Genomic DNA, 19,634 nt, shown 5'->3' with positions numbered 1-19,634 from the left:
TCAGCTCCAGGCCGGCTCGCGGTCGAGGTGGAAGTACTGCACCGCGTTGTCGCAGACGATCATGCGCGTCTCGTCGTCGGGGATGTCGGCGAACTGTTCGGCGACGATCCGGCGCGACTCCGGCCAGTCGCACTGCACGTGTGGGAAGTCGGTGGACCACTGGATGCGATCGACCCCGATGTCGTGGCGCACCTTCAAGCCAAAGCGGTCCACCTGGAAGCCCCAGTGGAAGTGGTGGTCCATGTACCAGCTCGGCTCGTGTGCCCACCGGTCGGCGCCGCTCCAGTACTTGTGCCGGCGCCAGTTCTCGTCGGCGTCCTCCTTGAACTCCGGGATCCAGCCGATCTGGGTCTCGGCGAAGAACACCTGCAGGTCGGGGAATCGGTCGAGCGTGCCGTACTGGATGAACTGGACGACGAGACCGCCGCGCGTCACGGTCTTCGACAGCATCATGGTCATCGGCGCGAAGTTGATGAGCGTGGCGCCACCGGCCGCCGCTTCGGCGCGCGCCTGTTCCTCCGCCATCGCGCCGCCACCGAAGCCGACGTGCGCGGTGAGCGGCACCTCGAGCTCGATCGCGCGAGCCCAGAACCGGTCGTCTTCCTCGGGCTTCGGCACGGGCGATCCGTTGGGCCACTGGTGCAGCACGACGCCGCGGACGCCGGGCATCGTCGCCACACGCTCGAGCTCCGCGATCGAGTCATCGATCGTGGCGCACGGCAGGATCGCGAGCCCGAGGAGTCGGTCGACGTCTTCGACGGTGTACTCCTGCGAGAGCCAGTCGTTGTACCCACGCGCGACCGCGATGTAGGCCTCGGGAGGGATCGCTGCGATGTCGAGTGTGCGCTGACCCGAGACGGCGGGGAACAGGATCTCGGCGTCGACGCCGTCCTGGTCCATCTCTGCGAGCCGCTGCTTCGCGTCGCCCGCTCCCACAAGCTCTTCGGAATAAGAGAGGCCGGAAACCTTGAGGTTCTCCCAGCCGCGTCCTGCGGAGAAGTTCAACCCGAGTGGTACCGGCTGGCTCTTTCCGGGCATGAGCCACGCGTCGCCGCCGCCCGGCAGCTCCACGACCTTCGGCACGTACTCCCGGAACTCGGGATCCACGTAGGGTCGCCACTGGTCGGGCGACACCTCGAGGTGTGAGTCCGTCGACACGATCTCGTAGTCACGCATGGGCGACTCCTCTCGTCGTAGCGGCGCGGGTCACACAGCTCCTGCGCCATGAAGCGCGTCGCGTTCGGGCTCCGAGTACCCGAGCTCGGCAAGCACTTCGTCGGTGTGTTGGCCGAGCGCGGGCGCGGAACGGACGCTGAAGGTCTTGCCCGGCACCACGATCGGATTGCCGAGTGTGATGACCTCGCCGAACAACGGATGGTGTTCCACCACTAACTGATCGCGCGCCGCGAGATGCGGATCGTCCTGGATCTCGTCGAATCGGAGTGCCGGACCCATCGCGATGTCGGCGTCGACGGCGACCTGCATCCACTCGGCCTGCGTGCGCGTGTGGAAAACGCGCTGGATCTCTCGACGAAGGTCGTCCTCGCCGCCGCCGAAGTCGACCACGAGGTCGTCGCGGTGCGACGTGAGCAGGTCCTCGCGCCCGACCGCGCGGCACCAGTGGTCCCAGAACTTCGGCTCGATCGCGCAGAACAGCACGAACTTGCCGTCGGATGTCTCGTAGTGCTGGTACTTCGCAGACGCGCCCCCGCCACCCCCGCCGCCCCATGACTGGTCGAGCTTCTCCGGGTTGAGCATCGGGATGGCACCGAGCCACTTGGCCGCGAGCACGGCGTCGGCGCACGAGACGTCGATGTAGCAGCCTTCGCCTGTCGTCCGCGCGCGTGCGAGCCCGGCGGCAACACCGAACGCCGCGTACAGCGGGCCGATCACGACGCCACCACTCCCGCCGATCGCATCGCCGATGGGGGTGACGAATCCGTTGTCGTCGAGCGCCATCTGGGCCGCTCCACCGCCGAGTGCGTCCATCATCTGCCCGTGCGTCGGTACTTCGGCGTACGGCCCGCTCGCGCCGAACCCGGTCGCCTGGCAGTACACGATCTCCGGACGGATCGCGCGCACGGAGTCGTAGTCGAGCCCGAGTTTGCGGTTGGTATCACCGATGTTGCCGGTGATGAAGATGTCGGCGCGCGCGAGCAGTCGCGCGAGCACCTCCCGGCCTTCGGGCGTGCGCGCGTCGCACGTGAGGCTCCGCTTGTTGCGGTTGAGCGTCAGGTGGAACGTCGACCAGTCGGGCGCGAACCGCATCATGATGTTGCGCAGGTAGTCGCCCAACTGCGGCGTCTCGACCTTCACGACGTCCGCACCCTCGTCACCGAGCAACCGGCCGAGGAAGTCGACGGTCATCAGCACGCCGGTCTCGACGACGTTCACACCCTCGAGCAGGCCGGTCATGGTGCTTCGCGCCTCAATCGTCCTCCCCACGCGCGGCGACCCCGGAATCAGGCCAACGCCTGAATCTGGCAACTCCGCAATATACGGCGCGGTGTCGAAGCGTGCAATGCGGCCACTCGTCATCCGGGTGTCGGCCGCCCGTAATGGCACAATGCAGTGGTGACGAGGCAGCCACTCAGCGACGACGCGCCTCCCGCACTCGTGATCGTGCGCCCACCCGCGCAGACACTGGACCGCGGGAACGCGAGCGGTCGAGCCACCCGGGAGCGCCTGATCCTGCTCGCCGAGCGGATGTTCGCCGAGCGCGGCATCGAGGGAGCATCACTCCGGGCGATCGGCGAGGCTGCTGGGCAACGCAACAAGACCGCGGTGCAGTACCACTTCGGCGACCGTGCCGCGCTGGTCAGCGCGATCTACGCCTATCGAAGCGAGCAGCTCGATACCCGGAGGACGGCATCGCTCGAGGCTCACGACGAGTCGGGCGAGCCCGATTCTCCCAAGTTGCTCTTGCGCATCCTCGTGGAGCCATATGTCGAGTCGATTGCCGATCCCGACAACTACTTCCTGCCGTTTCTCGCCCGGCTCGTGATCGACGTCGGCGGGATCGCGAACGAGAGCTCGCTCGCAGCCGAGCCGTTCATGGGCGCGCACAACGAGATCCGCCGCCGGATTCGCGAGGCCGACCGCTACGTCTCCGACGATGTTTTCGACCTGCGCTACGGCCTCCTCATCACGTTCGCGATCACCGCGCTCGCGACCCACAAGCGCTTCGGCGACGCGTCCGACAGCACCCGCCTCACCGCGGTGGCGGACGAGATCGTCGAGATGATGGCGGCCGGGCTCGCGGCACCTCTGCTCGACTGACCGACGGGGGCACCAGCCGCGCCGTCTGCCGGCGAAGGCGTACGCACGCGGGACCGCCTCGTCTTTTTGAGTCCAGTGACTGATAACCTGCAGCAGCGGACCGGAGCCCAGGAGCAGCCATGCGGTACGAGCTGATCAGCGTCGACGACCACATCATCGAGCCGCCCAACGTCTGGACGGACCGCCTGCCGGCGAAGTACCAGGACGACGCCCCGCACGTCGTGGCGACCGACAACGGCGAAGCATGGATTGTGAACGGCATGCAGCAGCCGACGATGGGGCTCAACGCGGTCGCGGGTCGCCCCCAGGAACAGTGGGACCTCGATCCGGTGAGCTACGCCGAGATGATCGAGGCCTGTTACAACCCGACGCAGCGGGCCAAGGATCTCGCGGTCGACGGTGTGGTCGGCAGCATCTGCTTTCCCTCGCTGCTCGGCTTCTCGGGCAGCGGTCTGATGATGTTCCAAGACAAGGATCTCGCGCTGCTCCTCTGCCGGGCCTACAACGACTGGGTCTTCGAGGGGTGGTGCTCTGCGGCGCCGGACCTCTACATCCCGATGATGGTGATGCCGCTGTGGGATGTGCAGCTCTGCGCCGACGAGGTGCGACGCACCGCGGTCAAGGGGGCGCGCTGCATCACGTTCCCGGAGGACCCGGGCGGCCTCGGGCTCGGGAACCTCTGGAACGGTGAGTGGAACCCGCTGTGGGAGGCGCTCTCCGAGACCGGCATGGTCGTGAACTGCCACATCGGCACGGCGGGCAACATCCCGTTCCCGTCAGGGTCGAAGTTCCACGTCTCGATCATGCTCGCCCAGGTCACCGCGGCGATCGGCATGGTGAACCTGATCGAGAGCCCGACGCTGCGCGACTACCCGAAGCTGCAGTTCTGCTTCTCCGAGGGCGGACTCGGGTGGATCCCCGCACAGCTCGAGCGCTGCGACCGGATGTGGGAGCGGCATCGGCACTGGTCGCGCCTCGACGACCTGCTTCCGAGCGACATCTTCAAGCGCAACATCCTCGGCACGTTCGTCGACGACCAGATCGGCATCGAGCTACGTCACCACATCGGCGTGGCCCGCATCATGTGGGAGAGCGACTTCCCACACGTCGAGACGCCGTGGCCGCACTCGCAGGACGTCATGAAGCGCATGATGCACGAGGTGCCCGACGACGAGGTCGACCTCATGACGAACGGCAACGCGCGTCGCATCTACAACTGGCCGAAGAAGTGCTGACGCGGCCGAACGCGGTGACCCGGGGCGAGCACATTGAGGCTCCGACCTGACATCCAAGCCAGTGCCCGCTAATGTCCGCCCTGTGTTGAGGCACATGCCTCACATCTGGAGAGGCATCCAGCCGAGCTGGCCATTGGGGGGAAGCGATGTCGGTGCAAGCGTCGGTCGTTCGTTCGCAGCGCCCCGCGCGGCGCGTTCATCGAGTGACGAAAGGGCTGCTGGTCGCAGCGACCGCGCTCGCGGTCGTGTTCGTCTGGCAGTCGGTCGCAACGGCGGCAGACGGCAGTTCGTCCACGGCGGCGACGAAGTGCGCGGATCCCTCGGGCAAGGTGAATCTCGGGGTGTCGTACTTCAGCAACGCCGCGTCGGTCGCGCAGAACGCCATCGGCGCGGACACCTCGAACGTGCCGGCTGACCAGGCGATCGTCGACGGCCTCAAGGCGGGCGTCACACAGCTCAACGCCGCGGGTGGGCTCGCGGGATGCGACGTGAATCTCGTCACGTACCGCTATCCCGCGTCGACTCCCGACTGGGGCCAGCAGTCACAGCAGGAGTGCACGGCCTTCACGCAGGACGTCAAGGTGTTCGCCGTGTTCTCAGCGGGGTCCTACGAGAACCACGTGGGCGTCGAGTGCTTCACGAAGGCCAAGCTGCCGTTCTTCGTCTCCGGTGGGAAGTACCAGCCCACCTGTGACGACCTGAAGAAGGGCGCGCCGTACCTCTACTACGTGAACGGCGTTGCGTCCTGCCGCTTCAACCAGCTGGTCACGTTGTGGAACAAGGCGGGTCTGTTCCCGAAGGACGCCAAGGTCGGGATCATGGCCGCGGACGACGGCACCGGGCAGGGCGACTACGTCGCGAACAAGGCCTACGGTCCCGCCCTGAAGAAGCTCAAGATCCCGTACGAGGTCGCTTCGTACCACCAGACCGCGAGCGCGAGCGATCTGTCGAACACCACGGTGACGATGAACGCGGCGATCTTGAAGTTCAAGAACGATGGCGTGAACGTGGTCATCTTTACTCCGGGTGGTGCGACCACCGTCGCGTTCCTCACGTCCGCCAATAGCCAGGGCTTCTATCCTGCGTATGGCCTCAACACGTCGGATGCGCTCGCGCTCAAGGCACAGCTCGGCGCCGAGGCGATGAAGACGAAGGCGATCGCGGTCTCGTGGCAGATCACGGACCTCCCGCTCCAGGCGCAGCAGGCGCTGCCGGCGAACCCGGCGATCACCGAGTGCGCAACCTGGACGGCGCCGTCGACCACGACGTTGACCGGCGTGTCGGGGTACTGCGACTTCCTCAACCTGTTGCAGGCGAGCCTCGGCAAGGCGAAGGACGTCAAGCCGGCGACCCTTCGCAAGGGCATCGACGCGCAGGGCACGAAGTTCAAGGCGACGACCACGTACAACGGCGACCTTAAGTTCGGCGCGAAGGTGAACGGCGGGAACATCGACGAGGTCCAGATGTTGCAGTACGACCCTGCCACCAAGACCTTCGTAAAGATCCCGGGGACGAAGCCGGTTCCGCTCGACGGAACGTGACGCCGAAGGCGTCGCATTGGACAGCATCGAACTAATCGAACAAGAAGCGCACGAGCTGACCGGGCGCAGCCTCGCCGCGCTCGGGTTCGGCAGCAACGAGGCGGTGCCAAAGCTTCGCGATGGGATCCGGCGCGCGGGTGCGACGCCGGCGACGGTCATCCGGGCGACGCTCGTGATCGTCCCGGTGATGTTCCTGACGTTCCTCCTGTTGCGTTTCGACTCGTCGATCGCGGACACGCTCGGCCTCGATCCGCTCGGCTACGAGTACCCCGGGCTCCTGAACTCGCTCATCATCCCGGTCTTCGTCGCCGCGTTCGCGGTCGCGGCGCTCGTCGGTGCAAGGGTCATGTCGCACCACGTGATTCGCGGTCGAGTGCTCCTCGTCGGCAGCGTCGCGCTCGCCGGAGGAATGTGGTTTGCGTCGTTCGCCACCAACGAAGTCGGACTCGTCGCCGCAGTGGCGATCACGGCCGCCGGCGCCGGCTGCATCTTCACCGCGGCGTTCTCGTTGGTGATGGATGCGTATCCGCCTGACGTCCGTGCGCGCGTCATCACGCTTCTGGTGTTCGGGTTGGCGGCGGGCACCGTGATCGCCAACGTAGCGATCTTGGTGGGATTCGATCGCTTCGGCCTCACGTGGCGTGGATGCCTGATGGTCCTTGCCGGCGTCGCGACCGTCGCCGCGCTCGCGTCCCTCGGTATCCGCGACCCCGGTGTCGGGACTTACGACGTCGACCGCATCGGCAGCATCGTTCGTGAGCGCGTCGGTGAACGTGGCAGCGAGCACGCCGAGCTCTCCGAAGCCGACGTCGCGGTCAAGTTCGGCGAGCAGATGCGCGCCACGTTGGCGGCTCGGTCCGGCGCGTCGATGCCGATCGTATTCGTGCTTGCCGGCACGATCGCCGTTCCGATGCAGGCGTTCGTATCGCAGTTCGTGGTAGCGCGCTACCAGTGGGAGTTCACGGACCGGCAGTGGCTCTTCGTGCTCCTCGGCACGATCGGGATGATCCCGTTGTTCGTCCTGCGGGCGCGGGGAGACGCATGGTTCCGGGCGTCGCCCGCGAAGCTGCTCACGGCTGTTGCGCGCCTCGCGCTCCTGGGCGCAGTGAGCCTCGTTGTCATGGCGTTCTGGGCGAACGAGGTCGTCACGATCGTGACGCTCGCGCTCGCGTATCTCGGGCTCTACTTCAGCGTCGCCGTCGCCTACCTCGTGTGGCTCTCGGTGGTGGATCCTCGTCTCCGCTCCCATACTGCTGCGATCGCCGGGCTGCTGATCGCGTCGGCGGCACTCGCCGGTGGCGTGCTCGCGGGGCAGCTGTCAGACCATTACGGGATCACGACCGCCATGGTGTTCTTCGCGCTTAACTACCTCGGGGTGTCCGGCGCGACGCGCGTCTCGAGCCGCGAGATGGCTGGTGACGTGGCGCGGCTGGTCGAGAAGGAGACGGAGCGCGAGGAACTGCTCGTACGCGTCTCGAGCGGGCAGCACTTCCCGCTCCTCGGCGTCCGCAACCTCGACTTCAGCTACGGCAAGCTCCAGGTGCTGTTCGGCGTCGACTTCACCGTCGACGACGGCGAGATCGTCGCCCTGCTCGGCACGAACGGCGCCGGGAAGTCGACGTTGCTGAAGGTGATCTCCGGCATCGGGAAGCCGACGCGGGGAACCGTCCACTTCCGGGGTGCCGACATCACCTACGTCGATCCGGCTCGGCGCGTCCGTCACGGGATCGCACAGATGCCGGGAGGCCGATCGGTCTTCCCGGGCATGTCGGTCGTCGAGAACCTGCGCATGTGCGCGTTCACGCTGCGGAGGTCGTCGAAGGCGGTCGAGCGCGGCATCGACGCGACGTTCGACGCGTTCCCGGCCCTCACGGCGCGCCGGAACCAGGGCGCCGACACGCTGTCGGGCGGGGAACAGCAGATGCTCGCCTTGGGGCGAGCCTTCATCCTCCAACCTCGGCTCTTGCTGATCGACGAGCTCTCCCTCGGTCTCGCGCCGCTCATCGTCGGTCAGCTCATCGAGATGGTGAGGCGGATCAACGCGACCGGCACCGCGGTCGTCGTCGTCGAGCAGTCGGTCAACATCGCGCTCACGCTCGTCGATCACGCCTACTTCATGGAGCGCGGCCAGATGCGCTTCGACGGCGACGCCCGTGACCTCGTCGCACGACCCGATCTCCTGCGGTCGGTGTTCCTCGAGGGTGCGTCCAAGGGGATCGGGACGATGGCCCCGGGGCCCGCGGACGGGTCGAACGCCGGCGGGAGTTGATGGACTGGTTCACGCACTTCGAGGTGACCGGCCCGTCGCTCCTGCTCGGGGCCATCACGGGGATGGTCTACGGCATGATCGCCGTCGGCCTCGTCCTCGTCTACCGGGCCAGCCGCATCATCAACTTCGCCCAGGGGGCGATCGGCGCGTTCGGCGCCGCGATCGCGGGCGTCGCTGTGGTCGAGTGGAACGTCAACTACTGGATCGCAGTGCCTGTCGCGCTGATCGCCTCGGGTCTGCTGGGCGCGGGATGCGAAGCGGGCGTCATGCGACGGCTGCGGAACACGCCGACGGTCGTCGGAGTCGTCGCGACGCTCGGGCTCGGATCGGTGATCCTGATCCTCGCGGGGATCATCAACTCGAGTGTGGGCGTGGGCGCCCAATTCCCGCTGCCACCGGGCATGCCCGACTTCGACGTCGGCCCGTTGCGCGTGACGCAGGCGTATTCGGGGATGCTCATCTTCACGCCGATCGTCGTGGCCGCGCTCGTGTACTACTTCCGGCGCGGATGGTTCGGCCTCGCGATGCGCGCGTCGTCGACCAACCAGGAGGCGGCCGAGCTCGTCGGGGTGAACGCGGGCGGCATGGTGTCGCTCGCGTGGGCGCTCTCGGGCGTCGTCGCCGCCTACACCGCGATCCTGATCCTGCCGACGCGCGGGTTCGCGAGCGGCGACTTCCTCGGGCCGGGGCTCCTGCTCCGCGCCCTGACCGCCGCGGTGATCGCCCGCATGACCAACCTCTGGGTCGCGATGATCGCGGGGGTCGGCGTGGGCGTGATCGAGGGCCTCCTGCTCTGGAACTATCCCAACGGTTCGCTCGTGGAGGCGGTGCTCTTCGTCATCATCCTTGGCACGTTGCTGATCCAGCGCGCCCGGTACGACCGGCGCGACGCGAAAGGCACCTGGACGGCGATCCGCGAGTGGGCGCCGTTGCCCGACAGCTACCGGGACATCTTCTGGATCCGGAACCTCCGCTGGGTCGTGTTCACGGTCCTGCTCGCGGCCGGGCTCGCGTTGCCGCTCGTCATCAGTAACTCGAGTGCGACCTCGTTCACGATGATCGAAGTGATGACCATTGTCGGGCTCTCCGTCGGAGTCGTCGCCGGTCTCAGCGGTCAACTCTCACTCGGGCAGTTCGCGCTCGCGGGAATCGGCGGAGCGATCTCGTACTACGTCACGGACGCGACCGGCACCTTCGTCCTCGGCTTCGTCGCCGGGGGAGTCGCCGCCGCGGGAGCGGCGCTGCTGATCGGACTGCCCGCGCTCCGGATCCGGGGGCCGATGCTCGCGGTGACCACGCTCGGCTTCGCAGTCGTCTGCACGACGTGGGCGTTGCAGCAACCGTGGCTGTTGGGCGCGGGCAAGTCACACGGTGACCGCACCATTGCCGGCTACACGATCCGAACGGCGAAGTCGTACTACTTGCTCGGCCTCGTCGTCCTCCTCGTCGCGGTGTTCTTCGCTCGCAATGTCTGGACGGGAGGCCTCGGCCTCCGCATGCGCGCAGTCCGCGACAACGAGGACGCCGCCCGCGCGTTCGGCGTCAACCCGACGTCGGTCAAGCTCCAGGCGTTCGGCGTCGCCGGGTTCCTCGCGGGACTCGGCGGCGCTGTCTACGGAGGTGGCATCAGCCTGCTCACCTCGGAAGCATTTGGAGTGCAGCGCAGCATCGAGGCAGCCGCCGTGGCGGTGCTCGGCGGCCTCGGGTTGCTCATCGGCCCGTTGATGGGCTCGTTGTTCATCGTGGGGATCCCCGAGATCCCCAACATCTTCCACATCGCGCCGCTGGACTCGCTCCAGCTCCTCGCGACCGCGGCCGGGTGGTTGATCATCATCGTGCAATACCCGGGCGGCTTCGCGGTCGGAGTCGGCAACGTCCGGAAGCGGATCGCCGACGCGATCGCGCGTCGTCACGGGCTCGATCCCGCGGTCGAGTGGGACGAGGACAGGCGCTCCACCCAGCCCCCCGACATCGAGGTGCAGCTCGCACTCCCGACTACGCCGTCTCGTTCGTACGCGCCTGGCGACGTGATCCTCAGCACCCGAGAGGTCACCAAGGCGTACGGCGGGGTCGTCGCGGTGAGCGGTGTCGACCTCGAGGTCCACGCTGGTGAGACACTCGGCCTGATCGGTCCCAACGGCGCCGGGAAGACCACGCTCTTCGAGCTGATCAGTGGCTTCACGCGCGCGAACAGCGGCACCGTCGAATTCCTCGGACGCGACATCACCGGCCTGAGCCCGTCGTCCCGTGCCCAGCTCGGGCTCATCCGCTCGTTCCAGGATGCCGCGCTGTTCCCGACACTTTCGGTGCTCGACTGCATCGAGCTCGCGCTCGAGCGCGAGGACCCGACGCGCTTCGTCCGGTCGTTCGCCGGCTTCAACACAACGCGGCGAGGGAAGCGGCAACGCGCGCGGGAGCTGGCCGCGATGATGGGACTCGACCGGTGGCGTGACCGTCCGGTCGCGGAGCTTTCGACGGGGACGCGGCGCGTGGTCGACCTCACGTGCATGATCACTCTTGATCCGCAGTTGCTGTTGCTGGACGAGCCGTCGTCGGGCATGGCCCAGCGCGAGACGGAGATGCTCGGCGAGATCCTGACGCCCTTGAAGGAACAGCTCGATCTGACCATCGTCCTCATCGAGCACGACATCCCGCTCGTCCTCGGGCTGTGCGACCGCGTCGTGGCCATGGAGTCGGGTCAGGTGATCGCGGTCGGCGATGCAGCAGAGATCCGCTCCAACCCGCGCGTCATCGAGTCCTATCTGGGCGCGGACACCAGCGCGATCGACCGCTCGACGATGCGGGCCGCCACATGAGACGCGGGCGCGGACGACGGGTCCTCCTGCCCGCGCTCGCAGTCGGCATCGTCGCGTTCGGGTGCAGCACCCAGGGGCTGGCGGTGAAGCAATCCGATCGCGTGCAAGTCGTGCGCCCACGCGACCTGACCACGACGGAGGCGCCGGCGCGCATCACCTGGGACGCGCGGCCGTTGGCGCCGCGGCAGCGCTTCGCGGTCTTCGTCGACCAGCAGCCCATGGCACCTGGCGAGTCGTTGGAGAGCTTGGCCGATGACACGTGCAAGGCAACCCCGGGCTGTCCCGATGAGTTGTACCTGGCGGCGCACTTCATCTTCGTGACGCGAGGACACAACGTGACCGTTCCGGTGCTGCCGTTCAACGGTCCGTTTCCCGTGAACGACCTGTACGGGCTCCATGCTGCGACGATCGTGATCGTCGACGGCGCGGGGCGACGTGTCGGTGAGGACTCCTGGTCGACCAACTTCTTCGTCGAGCGGCCGTCGTTGTCCGGCGGCCTCGACACCGGAGGCCTCGACGAAAACCCGTAACCGCCCCGGGTGACGCCGGCACCGGTTGGATCGTTCAGGCGGGCGACGTCGTCACGCACCCGCGGGCAAGAGGAAGTTCGCGAGGTTGTCGCGCATGATCTTGCGGCGCTGCTCCTCTGTGAGGTCGCCGAGGATTGCGTTCGCATACTCGGCGGGGTCCGCAAGTCCCTCACCGTGCGGGAAGTCGGATCCGAACGTCAGGCATGTGTCCCCGACGACCTCCATCGGCCGCGAGACGATCTCCTCGGGGTACGGCGCGACGAGGAAGTGCTTGCGGAACGTATCGCTCGGCCGAGACTTGATCGCGTCGAACGTTCCCTTGCGCCCCATCATGAACGCGTGGTCCATCTTGCGCAGCGTATAGGGGAGCCACACCGTGCCCTGCTCCGAGAGCGCGATCCGCACGTCAGGGAAGCGCTCGAAGAGCCCGTGGAAGATCAGCGCGGCTGTGGTCTCCATGACCGGGCGGTCTCCCCAGTACGAGAACCACTGGAACGCGGTGAACGACTTGTTGCCGTCGATGAAGTGGGAGTCGGGGTCCTCGCTGAACCGCGCGCCCTGCTGCGCGTAGTCGGTGTAGTTGAGGTGGATCATCGCCCCGACCTTCGCCTCGTTCAGGCGTGCCCAGAATGGGTCGTACATCGGGTCGGCCGGCGATCGGCCGTGCAGCGGCCCCGGCGGCAGTAGGAACCCGCGCGCGCCGTGCTCGAGTGCCCAGTCGACCTCGGCGAGGGCGAGGTCCACGTCCATGAGTGAGATCGCGGCAGGCACGAAGATGCGGTGCTGGTAGCTGAAGCCCCACTCCGCGTCGACCCAGCGGTTGTACGCACGCACCGCGGCCATGCTCCTCTCCGCGCTCTCCGAGAACGCGCTGTGGATCACGAGCGCGTCGGCCTGCGGGAACATGATCGCCCCCTCGATGCCCTGGATGTCCATGACCTCGAGGCGGCGGTCGCGGTTCTGGAAGCCGGGCGCGAGCGCCTGAAACTCCTTGATGATCGCCTCACGCTCTTCCGGCGAGTTGGCGTTCTTGTACGGGTTCAGCTTGTTGAGGCTGGCGCCCGGGCGGAAGACGGCCGACTCCTCCAGGGCCTGCACCTCGTTGCCTTCTCCGAACCGGCTCGCTCGGCGACCGATCGCACTCGACAGGAACCGCTCGCGGTCCGACAGCCAGATGTCGTCCTCGAAGAGCTCCGAGTACTTCGACTCGGCGTATCCGCGCCACAGCATCACGCTGTCGAAGAGGTGGTTGTCGGCGTCGAATACCGGATAGTCGAGATGCTGCTCGAACATGCTGGCTCCCTCCGGTCGATCCTGATTTGAGGCGCCGGCCTCATTTGGACGCTACCGTAGCGCCTTCGAGCCCGGCCTGCCGGGCTCGGTTGTCCACCAGCAGCGGCCGCGGCCGGGCGTCACGCATAGGTTCACACCCATGAAGGTCGGAATCCACCTCCCGCAGTTCGGCAAGGCGATCGTGGCGGGAGGTGCGCAGCGCGCCGCTCGCGAAGCCGAGCAACAGGGCTTCGACGCCGTGTGCGTGAGCGACCACCTCGTGATCCCGAAGGAGCAGCCGTACCCGGCGCCCTACATCCTCGACCCGCTCCAGACACTCGCGTTCGCGGCCGCGGTCACCGAGACCATTGGTCTCGGCACGAGCGTGCTCGTCGGTCCGCAGTACTCGAGCCCGCTCGCGTTGGCGAATTCGCTCGCGTCGCTCGACACGATGAGCAATGGCCGCCTTACGGTCGGCTTGGGTATCGGCTGGTCGAAGCGCGAGTACGACGCACTCGGCGGTCACTTCGATCACCGCGGCGCGCGCCTCGACGAGCTGATCCGCATGTTCCGGTTGGTCTGGGAGAACAGCACCGCGGACTTCGAGGGCGAGTACTACCCGAGCTTCGACCAGATCCGCGTCCTCCCACCACCCGCGCACCGGATCCCGATCTGGATCGGCGGCGCCGCGCCGACCGCGGTCGAGCGAGCGTTGCGCAACGACGGCTACCACGCGATGGGCCCGAGCCCCGACGAGATGGCGACGATCGTGAAGCAGCTCCGCGAGCACCGACCCGACGACGACTTCGTGATCTCCTTGCGCGTCGCGTGGGACGTGACGTCGATGGAGCCCGGCGCCATGCGCGACCTGGGGGCGGCGTTCCGGGAGGCGGGCGTGGGATCGCTGCTCGTCGCGCCCGACCGCGGCGACATCGACACGTGGATGCGGGGCCAGCAGAAGGTCGCTGCCGCGCTGCTGTCCTGAACCGAGACGACGACGGGAGGGTCGAATGGGCGTCGAGAAGTTCCGGTACGAGGGCAAGCGAGTGCTCGTGGTCGGCGGTGCCTCAGGAATGGGCGCGGCCATCGCGCGACTCGTGTCGGAGCTGGGCGGCGAGGTGCACGTCGCCGACGTCGCCGAAGTCTCGCTCCCGGTCGACGGCGCCTGGACGCTCGACCTGCGTGAGCCCGGCTCGATCGACGCCGTGCTGGCCACGATCGGCGGCCCGATCGACGCGCTCTTCTCGTGCGCGGGTGTCTCGGGATCGCCGTTTTCTCCCGTCGACGTGATGCTGATCAACTTCGTGGGCGCGCGCCACCTCGTCGAGCGCGCGGCGAACGAGCTCATGCCGGCCGGATCCGCGATCGCCTTCATCTCGTCGATCGGCGGCCTGGGTTGGGAGCAACGGATCGACGAGCTCGTCGGGTTCCTCTCGACGCCGGACTTCGCAACGGCGCGTGACTGGTGCGTCGAGCATCTCGATGCCGACGAAGAAGACGCAGTGACGCAGGCCGAGGCGAACTACGTCTTCTCGAAGCAGGCGATCGATGTCTACGTGCAGCTCTGCGCCGTTCCGTTCGGCAAGCAGGGGATCCGGATCAATGCGACCGCGCCCGGCCCGACCAGGACGCCGCTGATGGACGCGACGCCCGGGTGGCAGATGTTCGGAGACCTGTTGTGCGCGTCCGCCAAGCCCGCTTCGAACAACAAGTGCGGCCTGCTCGGTGTTGTCGAGTGCCCGCTGGTCGCGAACCACTCGTCAGCAAGCCGGCACCGCAGCCGTGAGCGTCGCCGAAGAGCTCGCGTGTAGCCGTAGTCGACGCTGACCACCTGTCCGTTCAGGTGCCCCGCGGCGTCGCTGTTGAGGAACGCGAGTGGATACGCCTGCTCCTCGGCCGTCGACGGATCGCGTTCCATCGCGGTCTTGTTGAACCCGTCGATGGCCCGACCCTCCGAAGGGTGCTCTGATGCGCGCGGGCCTCGATGGAGTCGCGTCGGTCCACGGCCTCGTCGGCACGCTCGAGGCGGGGCCGCGCACCTTCGTGTACCGCTGGTCGCGGTCGGCCGAGTCGGCGCACGGTCGCCGCACCGCTGGTCGTCGACCAGGTGGCCCAGTTGGGCGAGTAGTTCCTGCGCGCCGAGTCGGGTGCCCTCGTAACGTTCGAGGCCGTCCGATCACGGCGAGCACCTCGCTCCTACCGCCCTCGGCGATGTCCATGACGGCGGCGATCCGTCCCTCGTCTACGCCGAACTCTTCGAGCACCTCGCGAAAGTGCGAAAAGAACACGTCGGTGTCCGAATCATCGAGCCCCATGGAGCGCGGACGCTCGTGCACCGTTCGGAGGTCGCGGCCCATGTACCGGTCAGGACCGCCGAAAGCCAGTGCGAGGAACGCGCGAGCGTGGCCCTTGAGCTTCGGCATGTCGACATCCACGAAGTACCCGCTGACGCGTGGGTCGGCGAAGATCTTCACGTAGAAGGCGTCGAGTGCCGCGCTGATCGCCTCGTCACCACCAAGCTCCTCATACAAGCTCATCGGGACCTCCTCGCAATGGTGCGACGAGCGTACGAGTAGGAGGGCTCCGCGACACCCGTACCAACTACGGAACCGACTACGGAACCGGCCAGGGCGACGCCGCATCGCGGAACCGCTCCGCGTGCCCCACGAGTTCGCGCTTGGAACCGACGCCAAGCTTCGCGTAGATGATCTGGAGGTGGGTTTCGACGGTGCGGCGGCCGATGTACAGCCGCTCGCTGATCTCCTTCGCCGTGAAACCACGCGCAGCGAGATGCGCGACCTCGCGCTCGCGTTCCGTCAGCGTGTCCGGTCCGCGCACTGATGCCGCCGTCCGCCGTCCGCGACTCCCGAGTCGCGTAAGTCGCCCGAGGACCCGATCACGGCGCCAGCTCGCACCACAAGAATGGAACGCCTCGGCGGCGGCACCGGCAACGCTGATCGCCGCCGTTCGCTCCACTGCCTCCAACGCGCGCGCCTCGACATCGAGGGCAATGGCCGCGTGCAGCCGATAACCGGCCTCACGGAGCTTCTGTGCTGCCTGCTGCGCCGGCTCGATGGCCGCTTCCGGTCGGCGGAAGGCGATCTCGCTCCACGCCACGGAGAGATGCGCAAGATGCTCCGGCAGCGATCCCGCCGCCGCGTCCGCCAGGACGAGCGCGCGCGCCGCAATCTGGCCGCCGCGCCGATCGTCACCAATATCGGCGACGACTTCGGACACGTCTGTGAGGCACAGGGCTTCGAGCGCGACGGCGCCGAGCCGCCGGATCCGCGCGAGGGCTTCGTCAAAGGCGCGCAACGCGCCCACGGAGTCTCCCTGCGACCAGGCGAGCGCGCCTTCAGACCACAGACACCAACAACTCCAGGCCATGATCTCCCGGCCCTCATACGTGGCGACCGCGGCGTCGAGCTGGCCGCGACCGCGGTTGGCCTGCCCCGGAGATCCGAGCACCGATCGCCAACGCCCACGCCCGCCGTCGACTCCCGTGCAGCGTTCGCCGCACGAGCGAGCGCTCGAGCCACGCGAGGCCGGTCTCCAGCCGCCCAGCGAGCCAACAGCACTGCACGAGGTCCTCGAAGGCGAGCGCGTCCGGAGCCCAGACGCTGGTGTCGAGCGCGAGCTCGAGAGAGGTGAACGCGTCGGCGAGACGGCCCGAGAGCCCGAGGATCACGCCGCGTTGCGCTCGCGACCATGCCAGCCGGTAAGAGTTCGCGTCCTGCTCTGCCAGCTCCACGCTTCGAACGAAGAGCGCATCGGCGTCGTCGAATCGCGCTTGGAGGCCGAGCGCGTACGCAGCCGTTCCGGCTGCGACCGTGGCGACGCGTTGATGACCGGCTTCGGTCGCAGCCACGAACACGTCGTTCGCAATCCGAGCGTGCGCATTCAGCGCGCCCGACGAACTGTGGGGTGCGGCTATGCGTAGCGATCATGAACCTGGTGTGACGCGCGCGGGGCAGGCAGGACGACCCGACTTGCCGGACGGACCGAAGCCCTCGAACGTCACTCTCGCGTCGATCGGTCAGTGCTCGCCACCCAGACACTGCCGCTTGTGGCAGCGCCCTGTTGTTGCCGCCGCGCCCGCCGGGCGTCATACTGCCCCTGTCCGGGGTTGCGTGTTCGTGTTCGATGGTCGAGGGGTGGGCGATGGGGCGAGTGGCGATTATCTCGGTCGACGGCCATGTCAAGGCGCCGCGTGAGGGCTACCGCGACTACATCGACCCGAAGTGGCGCGACGCGTTCGACGACTGGGTCAAGAGCTTCGAGGGCATGCCCGACGGGTTCGTTCGACCCGAGTTCGGCGAGGACGCGCAGTGGAACCCCAAGCGGCGGCTCGCCGACCTCGAGACCCAGGGAGTGGCGGCCGAGATCCTCTTCACGAATGGTGCGCCGTTCGCGGCCGGGCGCGTCGATTTCGCGCCCGACCCGGAGCAGACCCGTCAGGCCAACATGGCGTTCAATCGCTGGGTGATCGACTTCTGCTCCGAGGCGCCGGACCGGTTGCACGGGCAGGCGCTGGTGTCCTTCGACGACGTCGACCAGGCCGTGAAGGACATCCGTTGGGCCAAGGAGCAGGGCCTCGTCGGCATCCTGATGCCTCCCCTCTACCCGGGCTCGAAGTTTTTCTTCGATCCCGCGCTCGACCCGATCTGGGCTGCGTGCCAGGACGTCTGCCTGCCGCTCAGCCAGCACGGCGGCACCGGCGCACCGGACTACCAGCCCCAGATCTTCGCCGCGTTCATGGTGCTCGCCGCCGAGCACTCGTTCTTCTCGGGCCGATCGCTGTGGCAGCTCATCCTGGGTGGCGTGTTCGATCGCTTCCCGGATCTGAAGATCGCCTTCATCGAGACCGAGGCGTGGTGGATCGCGCCGATGATCGAGATGCTGGACGGGCGAGAGCGCATGGCCGACGACTGGACGGACTTCGCGGAGTCGCTCCGCCAGGCCAAGCCGTACTCTCGGCTGCCCAGCGAGTACTGGGAGTCGAACTGCTACGCGGGCATCTCGCCGTTTCACCCCGCGCAGCTGTCGGCCGGTGACCTGAGCGGCGCCCGCGGTGCCGGGGAGCGATTCCGGATCCACAGCGACAACGCGATGTTCGGCGTCGATTACCCGCACCCGGAGTCCATCTTCCCTCGAGTGATCGAGAACGCGCGGCTGCTCGCCGCGATGCCGACCGTGACCGAGGCGGACGCCCGGAAGGTGCTCTACGAGAACGCCGCTGAGGTGTACCACCTCGACCTCGCGGCCCTGGCGCCGCAGTTCGACCGCGTCGCCTTCGAACTCGGCGAGGCGGCAGCGGTACCAGCGTGACGACGGCGAGGAGGGATGCGATGAGCGATGACGAGCTGTTCTTCGTACGGGACCGGAACCTGGACTACCCGGTCTTCGACTCCGACAACCACATGTACGAGAACCCCGACGCCTTCACGAAGTTCATCCCGCCCGAATACGAAGGCATCATCAAGTACGTCGAGTACGACCGTCGCACGAAGCTCGCCGTGAAGGACCGGATCAGCCGCGCCATTCCGAATCCGACCTTTGCGCGGGTAGCGCCCCCCGGTGGCCAACAGGACGACCCACTCAACCGCCGCTCGATCGCCGGCCTCGACGCCTTCTTCGATGTCGAGCCTCGGTACAAGCTGATGCAGGAGTTCGGCATCACCCGGTCGCTGATGTGGCCGACGCTCGCCAGCGTCATCGAGCAGGCGATGCCCGAAGACCCGCTCGCGACTCACGCCGTCCTGCACGCGCTCAACGAGTGGATGTACGAGCACTGGACGTTCGGCTACGAGGACACGATCTTCCCCACACCGGCGATCGGTATGGCGATCGTCGATCGGGCGATCAAGGAGCTCGAGTGGGTGGTCGAGCGCGGAGCCAGGATCGTCTACATCCGGCCGGCCCCGGTGTTCGGGCCCACGGGGCCGCGCTCGTTCGCACTGCCGGAGTTCGACCCCTTCTGGGAGGCCATGCAGGAGCACGACATCGTCGTAGGGCTGCACAACACCGTGAACCGGCGCTACCCCGTCGACCTCGCCGAGCTCGACGGCACGCCCGAGGCCGGCGGCTACTTCGAGAGGCCTTTCGGCGCGTCGGCGGTTCGCGCGTTGGCGACGCCACGCTCGCAGACGAGCGATCTCATCGCATCGATGATCGGGCACGGCATGCTCACTCGCTTCCCGCGCCTGAAGGTCGTGATCGTCGAGCACTTCAACGAATGGACCCGCCCGATGCTTCGCCAGTTCGCCGACGCGTACGAGCGCGCGCCCGTCCTGTTCGACGAGGATCCGCTCGAGGTCCTGCGGCGCAACTTCTGGATCCACATCTTCCGTGACGCGAACCCGGTCGAGCTCATCTCGATGCTCGGCAGTGCCAACAGCATGTTCGGCTCCGACTTCCCGCATCCCGAGGGTCTCCGTGACCCGCTCGGCTTCTCGGATGACATCGCCACGATGCCCATCGAGGACCAGGAACTGGTCATGGGCGGAAACCTCGCCCGTCTCATGAAGGTCGCCTGAGCGAGAGCGTTGCTGCTGGGGCCGTGGTGGCGGTCGGGGCGGATGGGGTACAACGGGGGCGATCAGGGGGCGTACCTGCATTCCGACGGGAACGCGTGCGCGAACGCCCCGAGCACCAATGTCACGACTCGTTTCTTCGATGGAGACGCCCCGGGT

The 19,634-nt window shown here is 67.4% G+C and carries 16 protein-coding genes; 10 read left to right on the top strand and 6 right to left on the bottom strand.

From position 1 onward, the window contains the following. A complete protein-coding gene (locus WD271_14285) occupies positions 1–1,176 on the bottom strand; it encodes an amidohydrolase family protein (protein MEX1008998.1) in 1,176 nt (391 codons plus the stop codon). Between the two features lie 30 nt (positions 1,177–1,206). After that, entirely contained in the window at positions 1,207–2,415 is a 1,209-nt protein-coding gene (locus tag WD271_14280) for a CaiB/BaiF CoA-transferase family protein (protein ID MEX1008997.1), read from the bottom strand. A gap of 159 nt (positions 2,416–2,574) precedes the next feature. Here WD271_14280 and WD271_14275 point away from each other — a divergent pair, with 159 nt between their 5' ends. From WD271_14275 to WD271_14250, 6 genes are all read left to right on the top strand, one after another. Continuing rightward, positions 2,575–3,279: a TetR/AcrR family transcriptional regulator gene (locus tag WD271_14275; protein MEX1008996.1), complete on the top strand. Its 705-nt coding sequence runs from the start codon at positions 2,575–2,577 to the stop codon at positions 3,277–3,279. 119 nt (positions 3,280–3,398) lie between these two features. Beyond that, complete coding sequence (locus WD271_14270) at positions 3,399–4,514, top strand: amidohydrolase family protein (GenBank protein ID MEX1008995.1); 1,116 nt, start codon at positions 3,399–3,401, stop codon at positions 4,512–4,514. Positions 4,515–4,717: 203 nt separating this feature from the next. Further along, on the top strand, positions 4,718–6,055 hold the full coding sequence (locus WD271_14265; protein ID MEX1008994.1) for an ABC transporter substrate-binding protein: 1,338 nt from the start codon (positions 4,718–4,720) through the stop codon (positions 6,053–6,055). A 16-nt stretch (positions 6,056–6,071) separates the two neighbouring features. After that, the gene (locus tag WD271_14260; protein ID MEX1008993.1) at positions 6,072–8,324 is read left to right on the top strand and encodes an MFS transporter; all 2,253 of its coding nucleotides are present in this window, start codon (positions 6,072–6,074) and stop codon (positions 8,322–8,324) included. Next, the gene (locus WD271_14255) at positions 8,324–11,140 is read left to right on the top strand and encodes a branched-chain amino acid ABC transporter permease/ATP-binding protein (GenBank protein MEX1008992.1); all 2,817 of its coding nucleotides are present in this window, start codon (positions 8,324–8,326) and stop codon (positions 11,138–11,140) included. Before WD271_14260 ends, WD271_14255 begins: the two co-directional genes overlap by 1 nt. Further along, positions 11,137–11,670, top strand: coding sequence for a hypothetical protein (locus WD271_14250; GenBank protein ID MEX1008991.1), 534 nt, complete (start codon positions 11,137–11,139; stop codon positions 11,668–11,670). The genes WD271_14255 and WD271_14250 overlap by 4 nt, the downstream gene beginning before the upstream one ends. A 51-nt stretch (positions 11,671–11,721) precedes the next feature. Here the strand turns inward: WD271_14250 and WD271_14245 are convergent, their stop codons facing one another. Next, positions 11,722–12,963 carry an amidohydrolase family protein gene (locus WD271_14245; GenBank protein ID MEX1008990.1) on the bottom strand — a complete coding sequence of 414 codons (1,242 nt, stop codon included), beginning with the start codon at positions 12,961–12,963 and terminating at the stop codon, positions 11,722–11,724. A 139-nt stretch (positions 12,964–13,102) separates the two neighbouring features. On the opposite strand from WD271_14245, the gene WD271_14240 reads away from it, so the two are divergent. Both WD271_14240 and WD271_14235 read left to right on the top strand, forming a co-directional pair. Further along, complete coding sequence (locus tag WD271_14240) at positions 13,103–13,927, top strand: TIGR03619 family F420-dependent LLM class oxidoreductase (GenBank protein MEX1008989.1); 825 nt, start codon at positions 13,103–13,105, stop codon at positions 13,925–13,927. Between the two features lie 25 nt (positions 13,928–13,952). Continuing rightward, the gene (locus WD271_14235; GenBank protein ID MEX1008988.1) at positions 13,953–14,753 is read left to right on the top strand and encodes an SDR family oxidoreductase; all 801 of its coding nucleotides are present in this window, start codon (positions 13,953–13,955) and stop codon (positions 14,751–14,753) included. On the opposite strand, the gene WD271_14230 is transcribed toward WD271_14235, so the two are convergent. The 3 genes from WD271_14230 to WD271_14220 form a co-directional block, all read right to left on the bottom strand. After that, positions 14,703–15,479, bottom strand: coding sequence for a group 1 truncated hemoglobin (locus WD271_14230; protein ID MEX1008987.1), 777 nt, complete (start codon positions 15,477–15,479; stop codon positions 14,703–14,705). The two genes, WD271_14235 and WD271_14230, sit on opposite strands and share 51 nt — an antisense overlap. Before the next feature lie 76 nt (positions 15,480–15,555). Then, positions 15,556–16,266 carry a helix-turn-helix transcriptional regulator gene (locus tag WD271_14225; protein MEX1008986.1) on the bottom strand — a complete coding sequence of 237 codons (711 nt, stop codon included), beginning with the start codon at positions 16,264–16,266 and terminating at the stop codon, positions 15,556–15,558. 76 nt (positions 16,267–16,342) lie between these two features. Continuing rightward, positions 16,343–16,810 carry a hypothetical protein gene (locus tag WD271_14220; GenBank protein ID MEX1008985.1) on the bottom strand — a complete coding sequence of 156 codons (468 nt, stop codon included), beginning with the start codon at positions 16,808–16,810 and terminating at the stop codon, positions 16,343–16,345. Positions 16,811–17,103: 293 nt separating this feature from the next. Here WD271_14220 and WD271_14215 point away from each other — a divergent pair, with 293 nt between their 5' ends. Together WD271_14215 and WD271_14210 are read left to right on the top strand one after the other, a co-directional pair. Then, on the top strand, positions 17,104–18,270 hold the full coding sequence (locus WD271_14215; GenBank protein MEX1008984.1) for an amidohydrolase family protein: 1,167 nt from the start codon (positions 17,104–17,106) through the stop codon (positions 18,268–18,270). A gap of 20 nt (positions 18,271–18,290) precedes the next feature. Next, complete coding sequence (locus WD271_14210; GenBank protein ID MEX1008983.1) at positions 18,291–19,478, top strand: amidohydrolase family protein; 1,188 nt, start codon at positions 18,291–18,293, stop codon at positions 19,476–19,478. The last annotated feature ends 156 nt before the right edge of the window (positions 19,479–19,634 follow it).

It is taken from the genome of Acidimicrobiia bacterium, from assembly GCA_040880805.1.
GTDB lineage: Bacteria > Actinomycetota > Acidimicrobiia > IMCC26256 > DASPTH01 > DASPTH01.
The sequence above is the reverse complement of the archived record's forward strand: the minus strand, read 5'-3'. Positions and strand labels throughout refer to the sequence as shown.

Bases quoted from the DNA above. Each gene is read 5' to 3' on its own strand.
- WD271_14285 (MEX1008998.1), bottom strand. From the start codon at position 1,176: ATGCGTGACTACGAGATCGTGTCGACGGACTCACACCTCGAGGTGTCG.
- WD271_14280 (MEX1008997.1), bottom strand. From the start codon at position 2,415: ATGACCGGCCTGCTCGAGGGTGTGAACGTCGTCGAGACCGGCGTGCTG.
- WD271_14270 (MEX1008995.1), top strand. From the start codon at position 3,399: ATGCGGTACGAGCTGATCAGCGTCGACGACCACATCATCGAGCCGCCC.
- WD271_14255 (MEX1008992.1), top strand. From the start codon at position 8,324: ATGGACTGGTTCACGCACTTCGAGGTGACCGGCCCGTCGCTCCTGCTC.
- WD271_14250 (MEX1008991.1), top strand. From the start codon at position 11,137: ATGAGACGCGGGCGCGGACGACGGGTCCTCCTGCCCGCGCTCGCAGTC.
- WD271_14245 (MEX1008990.1), bottom strand. From the start codon at position 12,963: ATGTTCGAGCAGCATCTCGACTATCCGGTATTCGACGCCGACAACCAC.
- WD271_14240 (MEX1008989.1), top strand. From the start codon at position 13,103: ATGAAGGTCGGAATCCACCTCCCGCAGTTCGGCAAGGCGATCGTGGCG.
- WD271_14235 (MEX1008988.1), top strand. From the start codon at position 13,953: ATGGGCGTCGAGAAGTTCCGGTACGAGGGCAAGCGAGTGCTCGTGGTC.
- WD271_14230 (MEX1008987.1), bottom strand. From the start codon at position 15,479: ATGAGCTTGTATGAGGAGCTTGGTGGTGACGAGGCGATCAGCGCGGCA.
- WD271_14215 (MEX1008984.1), top strand. From the start codon at position 17,104: ATGGGGCGAGTGGCGATTATCTCGGTCGACGGCCATGTCAAGGCGCCG.
- WD271_14210 (MEX1008983.1), top strand. From the start codon at position 18,291: ATGAGCGATGACGAGCTGTTCTTCGTACGGGACCGGAACCTGGACTAC.